12 protein-coding genes are annotated in these 12,625 nt (G+C 54.3%); 8 read left to right on the forward strand and 4 right to left on the reverse strand.

Annotation, left to right across the window (positions count from 1 at the left end; translation table 11 throughout):
* Positions 1 to 585, reverse strand: a 585-nt coding sequence (locus OR1_RS07580; protein WP_041971069.1) for a 4Fe-4S dicluster domain-containing protein, incomplete at its 3' end; no start/stop codon positions are given.
* Positions 586 to 698: 113 nt separating this feature from the next.
* Positions 699 to 1,511 carry an electron transfer flavoprotein subunit beta/FixA family protein gene (locus OR1_RS07585; protein ID WP_041971070.1) on the reverse strand — a complete coding sequence of 271 codons (813 nt, stop codon included), beginning with the start codon at positions 1,509 to 1,511 and terminating at the stop codon, positions 699 to 701.
* A gap of 328 nt (positions 1,512 to 1,839) precedes the next feature.
* On the opposite strand from OR1_RS07585, the gene OR1_RS07590 reads away from it, so the two are divergent.
* From OR1_RS07590 to OR1_RS07620, 8 genes are all read left to right on the forward strand, one after another.
* On the forward strand, positions 1,840 to 2,130 hold the full coding sequence (locus OR1_RS07590) for a hypothetical protein (RefSeq protein WP_041971072.1): 291 nt from the start codon (positions 1,840 to 1,842) through the stop codon (positions 2,128 to 2,130).
* Positions 2,131 to 2,378: 248 nt separating this feature from the next.
* Positions 2,379 to 4,676 (forward strand): PAS domain-containing sensor histidine kinase, encoded by a 2,298-nt coding sequence (locus tag OR1_RS20675; protein WP_052440321.1) that lies wholly within the window; start codon positions 2,379 to 2,381, stop codon positions 4,674 to 4,676.
* The gene (locus OR1_RS21510) at positions 4,673 to 8,137 is read left to right on the forward strand and encodes a GAF domain-containing protein (protein ID WP_082002861.1); all 3,465 of its coding nucleotides are present in this window, start codon (positions 4,673 to 4,675) and stop codon (positions 8,135 to 8,137) included. Before OR1_RS20675 ends, OR1_RS21510 begins: the two co-directional genes overlap by 4 nt.
* Positions 8,138 to 8,261: 124 nt before the next feature.
* Positions 8,262 to 9,002 (forward strand): sigma-70 family RNA polymerase sigma factor, encoded by a 741-nt coding sequence (locus OR1_RS07605; protein WP_041971074.1) that lies wholly within the window; start codon positions 8,262 to 8,264, stop codon positions 9,000 to 9,002.
* A gap of 19 nt (positions 9,003 to 9,021) precedes the next feature.
* Positions 9,022 to 9,177 (forward strand): hypothetical protein, encoded by a 156-nt coding sequence (locus OR1_RS22460; RefSeq protein WP_193377090.1) that lies wholly within the window; start codon positions 9,022 to 9,024, stop codon positions 9,175 to 9,177.
* 80 nt (positions 9,178 to 9,257) lie between these two features.
* A complete protein-coding gene (locus tag OR1_RS07610; RefSeq protein ID WP_041971075.1) occupies positions 9,258 to 9,524 on the forward strand; it encodes a hypothetical protein in 267 nt (88 codons plus the stop codon).
* Between the two features lie 116 nt (positions 9,525 to 9,640).
* Complete coding sequence (locus tag OR1_RS07615; protein WP_041971076.1) at positions 9,641 to 10,918, forward strand: hypothetical protein; 1,278 nt, start codon at positions 9,641 to 9,643, stop codon at positions 10,916 to 10,918.
* Between the two features lie 104 nt (positions 10,919 to 11,022).
* Positions 11,023 to 11,556 (forward strand): DUF4337 domain-containing protein, encoded by a 534-nt coding sequence (locus tag OR1_RS07620; RefSeq protein ID WP_041971078.1) that lies wholly within the window; start codon positions 11,023 to 11,025, stop codon positions 11,554 to 11,556.
* 36 nt (positions 11,557 to 11,592) lie between these two features.
* Here OR1_RS07620 and OR1_RS07625 read toward each other — a convergent pair whose 3' ends face one another.
* The gene (locus OR1_RS07625) at positions 11,593 to 11,901 is read right to left on the reverse strand and encodes a hypothetical protein (RefSeq protein WP_041971079.1); all 309 of its coding nucleotides are present in this window, start codon (positions 11,899 to 11,901) and stop codon (positions 11,593 to 11,595) included.
* Between the two features lie 75 nt (positions 11,902 to 11,976).
* A complete protein-coding gene (locus OR1_RS07630; protein WP_041971080.1) occupies positions 11,977 to 12,411 on the reverse strand; it encodes a hypothetical protein in 435 nt (144 codons plus the stop codon).
* Positions 12,412 to 12,625: the final 214 nt, after the last annotated feature.

A 12,625-nucleotide genomic window follows, 5' to 3' on the forward strand; every position in this document is an offset into this window, starting at 1 on the left:
CTGACCGATGAGGTGACAGACGCACCGCAGGTATGATTCGGTGCGGTAATGTTTTAATACCGGGGCGTCGATGAGGTAGGACCGGTCGGCGCCATGGGCAAAGGCTTCATGGCAGAGCGGTTCGACCTGATCGCCTAATACGATGGCGGAAAGGGGTACGCCGATGGCGTCGGCGAGTTCCCGCCCTTTGCCGAGCAGTTCCCAGGAGACTTTGGCCGCCTCGCCTTCGGTCTGTTCGATGAAGACCCAGACCCCGCGATAGGCGGAGAGCATGGCGGCCAGGGCCGTTGCTTCGTCGTCGGGCTCTTCTTCGGCAACCGCCCCACCCTGCTGCCGGGCGAGCTCTTCAAGCAGGGCCAGCTCTTCGGGGGTGAACTGGATCTCTAATGCTTCGGCCGGGCAGACTTTGATGCATTTCAAACAGCCGATGCATTTGTCGCTTAAGATGACCGGTTCGCCGGCGTCGGTCATCTCGACGCAGTTGACCGGACAGGCGCTCTGGCACCGGGCCCCGCAGGCGATGCATTTGCCCGGGATCAGCCGCGCTTTGCCGCGGGGTTTCTTCGGTTTCTTCGCTTCGGTCATTTCAAATTCCCTTTGTGAATGGTGAACATAATAAAAACCGTGAATGGTGAAAGGTGAATGGTGAATATAACCAAGGCATTTTTCACTATTCACCTTTCACTATTCACCGACTTTTATACTGCCAATAAATCTTTGGCCTGCAGCTTGTCGAGCAGGAGCCGGGCGGTGCCGTCGGGATCGTTCATCCCGTCGCCGATGATCTCGCCCTGGTCCCGCTCGGGGGAGAAGATCTTGGCGACCCAGGTGGGCGACCCTTTGAGACCGATCTCGTTGACATCGAGCTGCAGGACTTCGTTGTTCCAGAGTTCGACCGCGGCATCGGCAGCGGCCAGCCGCATCGGTACGGTCGGATACCGGGGCCGGTTCAGTTCCCGGACTACGGTGAGCAGCGCCGGAAACGGGGCTTCGACGATCTCGTGCCGCCCTTCGAGCTTGCGGCTGACCCGCAATCGCCGGGATTCAAGATCAAGGTCGAGGATCTTGTCAACCAGGGTGAGCTGGATGCAGCCGAGACGCGTGGCAATGCCGGGCCCGACCTGGGCGGTGTCGCCGTCGATGGTCTGTTTGCCGCATAATATCAGCGCTACTTCGTCTTCTTCGTTCAGCTTCCGGATGGCGGCAGTTAATACATGGCTGGTGGCCAGGGTGTCGGCACCGCCAAAGCAGCGGTCGGAGAGCAGCACCACCCGGTCGGCCCCCAATGCTAACGCCTTGCGCAGGGTCGCCTCGGCATTGGGCGGCCCCATGGATATTACCGTTACCTTGAACCCATACCGGTCCCGAAACCGCAACGCCTCTTCCAAGGCATGCGTGTCGTACGGATTCATGATGAACGGTATCCCTTCCCTCACCAGCGTGTTCGTCTCCGGATCGATCTTTACCTGCGTCGTGTCAGGTACCTGCTTGATACATGCTACCAGTTGCATTTCGCGTGTCCTCTCGTGGGCACTATCAACATAAATATTATCTAAGATTATATTACCCGGATTTTGAGCGCCGGCAATCCTAGCAAAGCTTTCAAATATTGACAAGACGGTTTTTGCGTAAATTTTAATCAAACATTGTTTACTCTGACTAAAATTTAGTCACAACTGAAATATCCTGACTTACTTTTATGCATGAATTAGAAACCCAGGATCATGGCTGAATATATAAACTGCTCACGATTCCCCCAGATATCGCCTTGCTTTAATGAGAGTGATTGGGCATAATCAGATGTCAAACAAACGTCATTTGTACCTGGAGCAAATCCTCATGCAGACAATTATCGAACTGGCAATCCTAGTCCCGCTTTTCATACTGTTTTACCAATTTTATTCATATTCGATCACTTCCAAGGGGGTAGAGAGGCAGAAAAAATGTACTGTTCTGGGGATTGTCAGTATGACTATCGGCATTGCCAGTTTCGCCGGTCATTCGGCAACTACCGTATTTGGGGGGCTGGTCCTGATGATGTTCGGTTTTCGTCTTATTGCGCACGGATTGGATCGAATCGACAAAAAAACATACATCGACCATTTCGATGAAGACGATAATCCGCACTAATCGCTAATTGTAAGTTGACACCTGCAGTGCCCGGTAACCCGCTGAACACCCCCCCCGTACTGAAGTCAGGTATTTCTGATCCTTAATCCAGCTTGATGCCGATTATTTTCAGGGATAGTGATCGTTCCCTATCTGGATAATCTCTTCTATTTTGATAAGATAATATTCATTCCCCATATCAGACACGCAGAGCAGGCCGGCCAATAACAGACATAGCAGACGAGGATAGGCATACTTAGGAGCGATGCATGATTGAACTGCAGCAAAAATACCGGGTCATGTTCGAGAATATGCCGCAAGGGGTATTCTATCAGCTGGCCAGCGGCGAGCTGATAGATGTCAACCCGGCAGCACTGGAACTGTTCGGCCTTACCAGGGATCAGTTCATGGGGCGCACCTCTTATGATCCTGCCTGGCGTGTAATCAGGGAGGACGGCTCTGAACTCCCACCGGAACATCATCCCTCAATGGTTGCCCTGCACACCGGCCAGCCGGTTAAGAATTTCACTGCCGGGGTCTTTAATACTGTCAGGAACTCGTGGGTCTGGTTGACCATCAACGCCATCCCCATGTTTTCTGAGGGGAGTGCATCCCCATACCAGGTATTTGTCACGCTCCACGACATCACCGAGCGTAAGCGCGCTGAACTGCTTCTGCAGAAAGAATCCAGGAAATATGAAGTCCTTACCAATACCTCGATGGACGGTTACTGGGAGGTTGATACCGAAGGCAGGATAATCTCTGCCAACAAGACCATTTGCCTCATGTATGGCTACAGTTACGATGAGCTGCTCACCAAAACATTGCGCAACTTCGACGCCATTGAGGATAACGGACAGCTGCAAACGCACATCTCAAGAATAATGAATTCTGGATATGACCGTTTCGAGACCAGGCACTATCGCAAAGACGGCAGTGCAATCGAGGTTGAGGTCAGCACGGCGTTCCTTCCGGAATATGAGATATTTCTCGCCTTTGTCAGGGACATCACCGAACATAACCGGTCGGAAAAATCATTGCGAGAGAGTGAATTCAAATTCAGGACCCTGTTTGCAACCATCCAGGACGCCATCTTTCTGACCCAGGCCCAAGACGGACGGATCATCGAATGCAACGAAAAGCTTTCCGGGTATTCGCGGGATGAGATTATCGGCAGAACAACCGAAGAACTCGGCCTCTGGGCAGATATACAGGAACGGCTGCATGTTGTGGAAATGGTCACTGCGCATGGCTACATTTACGACTATGTAGCCACCTTCAGGAGAAAAGACGGGTCTCTGTTCCCCGGGTCAATTTCCACCAATGCATTCCCCTTGGGAGACAAGGTATTCCTGTTATCTGTGGTGCGCGACATCACCGAGCGAAAACGCGAGGAACAGGACCGGCTGCGACTGGAACAGCAACTGCTCCACGCCCAGAAGCTGGAGAGCCTCGGCGTGCTGGCCGGCGGCATTGCCCACGACTTCAACAACATCCTGACCGCCATTATCGGCAATGCCGAGCTGGCCATGATGCAGCTCAACCCGGAGTCGCCTGTTCTGGAGAACCTGCAGCGGATCGAGAAAGCCGCCGGCCGCGCCGCGGACCTGGCCAGGCAGATGCTGGCCTATTCAGGCAAGGGGAAGTTCGTGGTGGAGCAGATAGACCTGAATCGACTGGTGGAGGAGATGGCACACATGCTGGAGGTCGCCATCTCCAAAAAAGCGATCCTGCGCTATAATCTCACTCGCCCGCTACCGACTGTCGAAGTGGATGCCACGCAACTTCGCCAGATCGTCATGAACCTGGTCATCAACGCCTCCGAGGCGATCGGCGATAACAGCGGAGTGGTGGCAATAACAACCGGCTGCCTGGAATGCGACGAATCGTACCTTATGGAAGAGTGGCTGACTGACCGGATACCGCAAGGGCTCTATGTTTTTCTGGAGGTTGCCGATACCGGCTGCGGAATGGACGCGGAAACCAAAACAAAGATATTTGACCCGTTCTTCACCACCAAATTCACTGGACGGGGACTGGGAATGGCGGCAGTGCTGGGCATTGTCCGGGGACACAACGGGGCGATCAAGGTCGACAGTGAGCAGGGAAAAGGGAGCAGCTTCAAGGTGCTTCTGCCGGCAAGCGCGCGATCGACTGAACTGCTGGATAACGATGCTGCGGAAACCTGGCGGGGAAGCGGCCTGGTGCTGCTGGTAGACGACGAAGAGACCGTGCGGGCGATCGGCTCCGAGATGTTGAGAGCGCTAGGGTTTTCTGTGATAACAGCCAATGACGGGGTCGAGGCACTGGAGAAATTCAAGGGGAGCAGCAACATCGGCGTTGTCATCCTCGACCTTACCATGCCACAGATGGACGGAGAGCAATGCTTCCGTGAGCTGCGCAACCTGAATCCGGACATTAGCGTAATAATGTCCAGCGGCTACAACGAACATGAGATCAACCAGAGGTTTGCCGGCAAAGGTACGGCCGGGTTCATCCAGAAACCTTACAAACTTTCGGAGTTAAAAGAGGTGCTTATAAAGGCCTTCAAGGTGCAAGAGCCATGACTTCCGTGTCAATGGCGACTCAAGCGACCAGTCACTGCCGGAACAGGTGGCAGGTGATACTGCTGCTTGTCATGCTGTCTCTCCTGTTTGCCGCCGCATCAGGTGAATCCGTTGCTATACCGGGTTATTCGGTTATCCGCGTGGTAATGGACAACAATTATCCCCCTTATGTCTTCAAAGACGACCATGGCAACCTGAAGGGGATTACCATCGACCAGTGGCGGTTATGGGAGAAAAAGACCGGTATCCTTGTTGAGTTGACCGGGGTGGATTGGGAAGACGCCAAAAGCCGGATGGCGGCAGGTGAATTTGACGTCATCGACACAATGTTCCGCACCCCCGAACGCGAGCAGCAGTATGCCTTCAGCAAACCATATGCGCGCCTGCAGGTACCGCTCTTTTTCCACAAGGACATTGCCGGAATCCGTGGGCCGGATGATCTCAACGGGTTTCTGGTGGCAGCCAAAGCCGGCGACAACGTCATTGAGGTGCTGAAAAAACATGGCGTCACCACGATTGCCGAGTATCCGAGCTATGAAAAGCTGATCGAAGCGGTCCGCGATGGCAAGGTAAAGGTATTCACCGTAGATGCCCCCCCCGCACTCTATTATCTCCACAAGTTCAAGCTCCATGACCAATTCCGGTCTACTGAGCCTTTGTACACAGGTGAGTTTCACCGAGCGGTGGCCAAAGGGAATCCGGCACTTCTAACGACCCTGGAAAACGGCTTTGCGGCAATCTCTCCGCAAGAATACCAGGCAATCGATGTGCGCTGGATGGGAAGAACGCTCAACAATGCCCACTATGTAAGGTATGTCATGTACCTGCTCAGCGGCATCGCTGCAATCATAGGGGGATTGATCATCTGGCTCTGGGGGCTGAAAAGAGCGATCAAGAGCAAAACCCGGGAACTTGCCACCAGCGAAATGCGTTATCGTACCCTCGTTGACAGCTCGATCGATGTGATCTTCGTGCTTGATAGCGCCGGAGTATTCCGGTTTGTCTCTCCGGCCTGGGAAAAGCATTTCGGCTATCCTGTCAGCGAGGTAATCGGCAGGGAATTCCCGCCGTTCGTCCATCCTGACGACGTCCTCCCCTGCACCGGCTATCTGCAACAGGTTCTTACCACCGGCCAAGGCGCAACCAGCCCGCCGTATCGGGTCAAGCATGCCAATGGCTCATGGAGCCTTTTCATCGCCAACGGCACGCCATACCGGGATAGTGACGGAGCAATGCTGTATCTCGGCATTGCCCGGGATATTTCCGATCAAAAACGCGCCGAAGAGGAGATCAGAACCAGCGAAAAACTGATGTCCACCCTGTATAACATTACCCAGTACCCTTTCACAAATGAAGGCGAGTTCCTGGATCATGCTCTGGACGAGGTAATCAGGATTACCGAAAGCAGGATCGGGTATATTTATTTCTATGACGAACAGAAACGGCAATTCACCCTTAACACCTGGTCAAAGGGTGTAATGAAAGAATGCACTGTACTGGAACAGAAGACGGTTTACGATCTGGACAACACCGGTATATGGGGTGAGGCGGTACGCCAGCGCAGGCCGATCCTGCTCAATGATTTTCAGGCCGCCCATCCGCAGAAAAAGGGACTGCCGGATGGCCATGTACCGCTCAAGCGATTCCTTACCATCCCGCTGATACAGGATGGCGTTATCACTGCAGTTGTGGGTGTCGGCAACAAGGAGACCGATTATTCGGACGCCGATGTCATGACATTGAAATTGTTCATGGATTCAGTATGGATGATCGCCGAGCGAAAGCGGGCCGCAGAGACTCTGATACTCAATTCGGAACGGACCCTGGTGCTTTTGAAACTGAATCAGATGACCGAGGCTTCGCTTAAGGAACTCACCGATTTTGCCCTGGAGGAGGCGGTACGCCTGACCAAAAGCGCCCTGGGGTATCTGGCGTTCATGAGCGAAGACGAGAGCATTCTCACCATGCACTCCTGGTCGAGAACAGCAATGGCGGAATGTAAAATCATCGACAAGCCGATAGTCTATCCGATTGAAAATACCGGCCTGTGGGGTGAAGCGGTACGACAGCGCCGGCCGATAATAACCAACGATTATCCGGCACCGAGCCCGTACAAGAAAGGACATCCGGACGGGCATGTCCCGATCAGCCGTCATATGAACATCCCGGTCTTTGTCGGCTCCCGCATAGTCTTGGTAGCCGGCGTCGGCAACAAGACAGAACCGTATGACAATACGGATGTTCAACAGTTGACCCTGTTGATGGAGGGGATGTGGCGCCTGCTGGAGCGGAAGAGATCCGAGGCAGAGCGGCTGAACATGGAAAAGCAGCTGCTTCATACCCAGAAGCTGGAAAGCCTCGGTGTGCTGGCCGGCGGCATTGCCCACGATTTCAATAACATCCTCACCACCATTATCGGCAACGCCGAGCTGGCACTGATGAGGCTCAACCCGGAATCGCCGGTTCTGGAGAACCTGCAGCGGATCGAGAATGCCGCGGCACGGGCAGCGGACCTGGCGAGGCAGATGCTGGCCTACTCAGGCAAAGGTAAATTCGTGATCGAATACATCGATCTGAACCGCCTGGTAGAAGAGATGGGGCATATGCTGGAGGTCTCCATCTCCAAGAAGGCGATCCTGCGCTATCACCTTACCCTACCCCTCCCTTCGGTCGAGGCCGACGCCACCCAGATCCGCCAGATCATCATGAACCTGGTTATCAACGCCTCTGAAGCGATCGGGGACAAAAGCGGGGTCATCGCAATCACTACCGGTTGCCTAAACTGCAATGAAGAGTACCTGAAAGAGGCATGGATGCCAGAACGGATTCCCGAAGGTAATTATGTCTTTCTGGAAGTTGCCGACACCGGCTGCGGCATGGACAAGGGGACGCTGGGCAAGATCTTCGATCCCTTCTTCACCACCAAATTCACCGGCCGCGGCCTGGGGATGGCTGCTGTCCTGGGCATCATCCGCGGCCATAAAGGGACCATCAGAGTTCAGAGCGAACCGGACAAGGGAAGCAGCTTCAAAGTCCTGTTCCCGATCTGTACCCAGCCGGCCGAGCAATGCCACAATGAGGCCAATGATGGTTTATGGCAGGGAAGCGGAACTGCGCTGCTGGTCGACGACGAGGAGACGGTACGGGACATCGGCTCCGAGATGCTGAAGGAATTGGGATTTGAAGTGCTAACGGCCAATGACGGCAGGGAAGCCATTACCGTCTTCAAGACCAGAAGAGACATCGGCGTGGTTGTTCTGGATCTGACCATGCCCCACATGGATGGTGAACACTGCTTGCTTGAGCTGCAGCAGCTCGACCCTAACGTCAAGGTGATCATTTCCAGCGGCTACAACGAACATGAAATCAACCAGAGGTTTGCCGGCAAAGGTATGGCCGGATTCATACAGAAACCTTACAAGCTGTCGGAACTGAGGGATACCCTTAATTCGGCCCTATAAGCGCACCGGCCGGCTGGCGCCCCAAACCGTGCGCCATTATCACTGATGCGCTATATCAATTGTCTGATTCACTGGTATAATCGACCCATATTCATTTTCGGACCTCGACTCAAGGCTTGCAGAAATGACCCAGGAAACTTCAGACAATCCCGAAGCAGGAAACCAGGTACGCGATGAGCTGATCGTCGCCCATCTGAACCATGCCAGAAGGATTGCCCGGAAGATTGCCGCACACCTCCCTCCGCACCTGGACCGGGACGACTTGATGAGTGCGGCGGTAATTGGCCTGATCATGGCAGCAAACCGCTTCGATCCCACCAGGGGGGTTCAGTTTATCTCTTTTGCCGAACAGCGCATCAGGGGGACAATACTGGACGAACTCAGGGCCCAGGATTGGCTGACCAGATCACTGCGCGAGAAATTCAAACTGCTTGAGACAAAATTCGCCGAACTTGAACATCAGCTCGGCAGAGACCCCGCGAGCGATGAAGTGGCCGAGTCTATGGGGATGAGCCTTGAGGACTATTTCTGCCTGCTTGATGACGTCCGTTACCTTTCCGTGGTAAGCCTCGACAATTCGTGGGAAGACAATGAAGGCGCCACTTTCGGGTTGCTGGACCTGATTGAAGATGTCTCGAATGACGGCCCGCACGACCAGATCGTCCGCAGACAGACAGCGGACCGGCTCCAGGAAGCGATTGGCGAGCTTCCGGACAAAGAAAAGGAAATTGTGTCCCGATACTATTATGAGGATAAAAGCCTTAAAGAGATCGGCAAAGTAATGAACCTGAAGGAGTCGCGGATCTGCCAGTTGCATGGTCAGGCCATTCTACGGCTCCGGGTAAAGTTGAGACTCCTGCGATGACCCTTCCGGTGGCCTCAGCATGAAAAAAATCCCCGCCTTACTGACTCTCCTGTTCGCAACGGCAGTAATCTGCTTTGCGACTTTCTCGCTCTTCAAAGGGAATCTGGAAGCGGCTTTTTCGTCATTTCCATTCCTGCTGATAATCTACATGTATGTTAAGATGTCGGCAAAATAACGGTCAAAATTCTGGACATAACCGCACTCTTTCAGTACGATGTCGCCTGTTCCGGACAACTACCGAATTTGGGAGGTTTCATGTTTTTTCAGAATAATGACCTGGGTGCTGCGGAGTTCAGCACCTGGACCGAAAAAAGAAAGAGCGAAGAGATTGCGAAACTCGTTGAAGGTTACCGGAACGGACTCCCGGTCGGCATCCTTTGTAAAATGACGGAGACCATAGCCGGCAACCGGAAAAAGGCACGCCGTCATCTGAAGCATCTGCTATCCCAGGACGAACGCAATGCCGCAGCCGCAAAGGAAACCGGCGGCATGCTGCAGATCGTAAAGGATTATCTCCTGTAGCAGCTCCGGACTGTAATGCCATCCAGATCCGGATCCCCCCGCCGCGCCCGCACAACCCGGTTTGCCCTTTGTGCAATAACTGTTAAAATTCAGCCAAACATCCGGACGGAGCGGTCATGCCGATTACTGTTTTCGATGCCATAAAAGGGAACATCAGCTCTTTTCTGGGGGGCGCCGAGGTTGATCTGGTGGCCGGGGAATGCGGCAGTCTCCCCGATGACCGGCTTACCATAACCAGGGCCGTTGCCATTGAAGATCACCCTTACTCCTTTACCGCATACCGGTCGCATCTAAGTTTTACCGGCTCGGAAGAGCGGTTCTGCCGAGAGCTCCTGACCGCTTTTGCCGCGCTTTATGAAGGGTTCCGGCAGGAAGGTTATGCCGCGCATTTCCGGACCGCGCTGCTCGCCTCAATCATGGATATCACGGTTGCCCGGTCTCTCAGGGGGGACAGTAAAAAGGGGTTCTGGCCCATCCAGCAGCTGGTTCAGCTCCTGAAAAACCTTTCCTATCAGCGTTACGAAGACAAGCCGGCCACAACTGGCTTCATCGTACACCGGACCACTCTTCCGGAACTGAACAAGCTGCTCCGTTACCGGAAGCATACCATGATCACCCTCAAACCTTCACATGCCATCTCTGCCGATTTCTTTGCCAACCCCCTAACCTATCGCTTCATCGACGGCAACAACCTCTTTTTCGTTGCCAATATTCTGATGCAGGTGACCGGCGTCATCAGGACCTGCAGCTCGGAAGAAACCAATGAAGTCGAACGGCTCACGCACCGGGGCATATTCTCCATAGTCAGAAGCGCGGGAGCGGGTTCGTTTGCAGTCAAGGTAAACGAATCATCCGAGATCGAGATCATGACCACCCCGGACAAGCTCCTTGTCCGCCGCAAAGGGGTCTGGGCCATATTCGACCCGGACATTATCCGGTCGTTCCTGAAGGGAAGCATTGACGACGCGTCTGCCGACGACCTGCTCTGGACGGTTTACGCCCTCTCCAAGATCAGGCACGGAACCGTGATCCTGATTTACAACGGCACGGCCCGCAATCTCGACAAGCTGAAAAAGGGGTATGTGGGCGGCGATGATGCCATCGGCAGGTTTCTGATCAGCCGGGTGAAGGGGCGGCACATCAGTGAACTGAAACAGGCCGGCACTCTGCTCCGGATACTTTCTTCCGACGGCATGACCATATTCAACCGGGCCGGAAAACTCATGGAGACCGGGTTCATAATCGACACATCCCATGCGCGCGAGGTCGTAACCGGCGGCGGACGCACCACAGCAGCCTGTGCCGCCTCGTTCTTCGGCAAGGTAATCAAGGTATCCCAGGACGGCCCGATCGAACTGTACCAAGACGGCAGGTTGATCTACCGCTTCGGGTGATTCCGCTCGTTATCTTGAACACAGCTCCATCCAAACTTGAAATATTCGCGTTAACGGTTTATCTTTCCACAGAAATATTCACTTTACCAAGAGGTTGACACACCATGGCAGAACAGAAAGAACGCTGGATGAGCGCGCTGGCCTTGTCCACCGCAGTCATGGCCGTTTTGGCGGCAATCACCACTCTCTACGTCGGGAAATATTCCTCACGCGCCGTTATGATGCAGGGGCAGGAGAGCAACCAGTGGGCCTACTACCAGGCCAAGAGCATCAAGGGACATACTTACGAGATCCAGAAGGAGCGGCTGGAGCTGGAACTCCTGGCCGGCGGCCCGGCGTTGAACAAGGCCGCAGCAGAAAGATTCCGGCAGACCATTGCCGATTATAGCGGGCAGATCAAGCGTTACGAGGTAGAAAAGAAGGAGATCAAGGCCAAGGCGGAGAACCTGTCGCAGAGCAAGGAAAAGGCCCAATCCATGGCGGGGAATTTCGGCTACAGCCTGATCTTTCTGCAGATTGCCATCATGCTGTCATCAGTCGCTTCTTTGACCAAAAGACACTATCTCTGGTACATCGGACTGGTTTCCTGCTCGGGATGGCTGTTCTTCTTCCTGGACGCCTGGTATCTCTTTTACTGACCGGCGAGGAAGAACAAGATGCTGCCGATCCCGCCATTACAGAAGTTGGACCTCGCTCACCCGCACGATCAGCAGATCCTGGCGAAACCGGGCCGAGAGCTGTTCACGGTATCCCCGCCACCACCCCTTGTCCAGCAGTTCGGTCATTACCTCATAGATGACGATATCATCCCGTACCGTTGTGCCGGGGGTCTCCTGCCACAGCCCCTCGGCCGGTGACCGGACATAGGCGGTGATCCCGCCGAACCGCTCCGCCAGTTCGTCCCGCACCCGCGCATATTCGGCCAGCGGGAACGGATCGCCGCCGTTGTCGTAGAGTGGGAGCAGTATCTGGACGAGATGCATGGCGTTCTCTCCGGTTCGGTTCTTCATCAATACAGATTAAACGGGCAAACAGCTGCAGATTGCCCCTTAGTGATGTTACTTGTTGTGTCCCTTCCCTTTTCCCTTGCCGTGGCTTTTTCCGGAACTAGCCGGAGCGCCGCTCAGCTCGAAATCGCCGCGCTTCAGGGCATGGAACTCTCTCGATCCCGGCTTAATGCCGAGTTCCTTGGCAATCACCCCCCACCCTTTACCACGGTTGGCCTGGTAAACCCGCTCGACCGTTTCGGGCGGCTGCCTGGTCATTTTCCCGAGTTGGAAGACCATGAAGGCGTCGGCAGGCTCCTTGACCGTGTTGATAACAGTCCGGACCTGCAGCTCGGGAACGCCGAACTGGGCGCTGACCCGGGCGGAAAAGCCGTTCAGATCGGTCCGCGCCTGGATATTGAGATTGGAGAGGAAATCGTCGAGTCCGGCGAATGCCGGGGTGCCGAAGAGCAGCAGTGCGAGTATTGCGAAAGCGATTCTCTTCATGATGATTCTCCTTGGCAGGATTTCGATCCCGTAGGACGGGGAAATTCAGATTAGGATCTTCATAAAGAGAGTAACGGGTGTAGGTGGAGTGTCAAGTAATGGGCAATTGCAAGCCTCATTCACGTAGATCCGGACGGGTTTTTTGCTTGTCATGTTAAGGGATATTCAGTAACCTGGCGCCAGCAAACACTGGCGATGCTTTGAGCTGAATCTC

The organism is Geobacter sp. OR-1 (assembly GCF_000813145.1).
Lineage (GTDB): Bacteria > Desulfobacterota > Desulfuromonadia > Geobacterales > DSM-12255 > Geoanaerobacter.

Bases quoted from the DNA above. Each gene is read 5' to 3' on its own strand.
- OR1_RS07605 (WP_041971074.1), top strand. From the start codon at position 8,262: ATGACCCAGGAAACTTCAGACAATCCCGAAGCAGGAAACCAGGTACGC.
- OR1_RS07615 (WP_041971076.1), top strand. From the start codon at position 9,641: ATGCCGATTACTGTTTTCGATGCCATAAAAGGGAACATCAGCTCTTTT.
- OR1_RS07590 (WP_041971072.1), top strand. From the start codon at position 1,840: ATGCAGACAATTATCGAACTGGCAATCCTAGTCCCGCTTTTCATACTG.
- OR1_RS07610 (WP_041971075.1), top strand. From the start codon at position 9,258: ATGTTTTTTCAGAATAATGACCTGGGTGCTGCGGAGTTCAGCACCTGG.
- OR1_RS07630 (WP_041971080.1), bottom strand. From the start codon at position 12,411: ATGAAGAGAATCGCTTTCGCAATACTCGCACTGCTGCTCTTCGGCACC.
- OR1_RS07585 (WP_041971070.1), bottom strand. From the start codon at position 1,511: ATGCAACTGGTAGCATGTATCAAGCAGGTACCTGACACGACGCAGGTA.
- OR1_RS22460 (WP_193377090.1), top strand. From the start codon at position 9,022: ATGAAAAAAATCCCCGCCTTACTGACTCTCCTGTTCGCAACGGCAGTA.
- OR1_RS20675 (WP_052440321.1), top strand. From the start codon at position 2,379: ATGATTGAACTGCAGCAAAAATACCGGGTCATGTTCGAGAATATGCCG.
- OR1_RS07620 (WP_041971078.1), top strand. From the start codon at position 11,023: ATGGCAGAACAGAAAGAACGCTGGATGAGCGCGCTGGCCTTGTCCACC.
- OR1_RS21510 (WP_082002861.1), top strand. From the start codon at position 4,673: ATGACTTCCGTGTCAATGGCGACTCAAGCGACCAGTCACTGCCGGAAC.
- OR1_RS07625 (WP_041971079.1), bottom strand. From the start codon at position 11,901: ATGCATCTCGTCCAGATACTGCTCCCACTCTACGACAACGGCGGCGAT.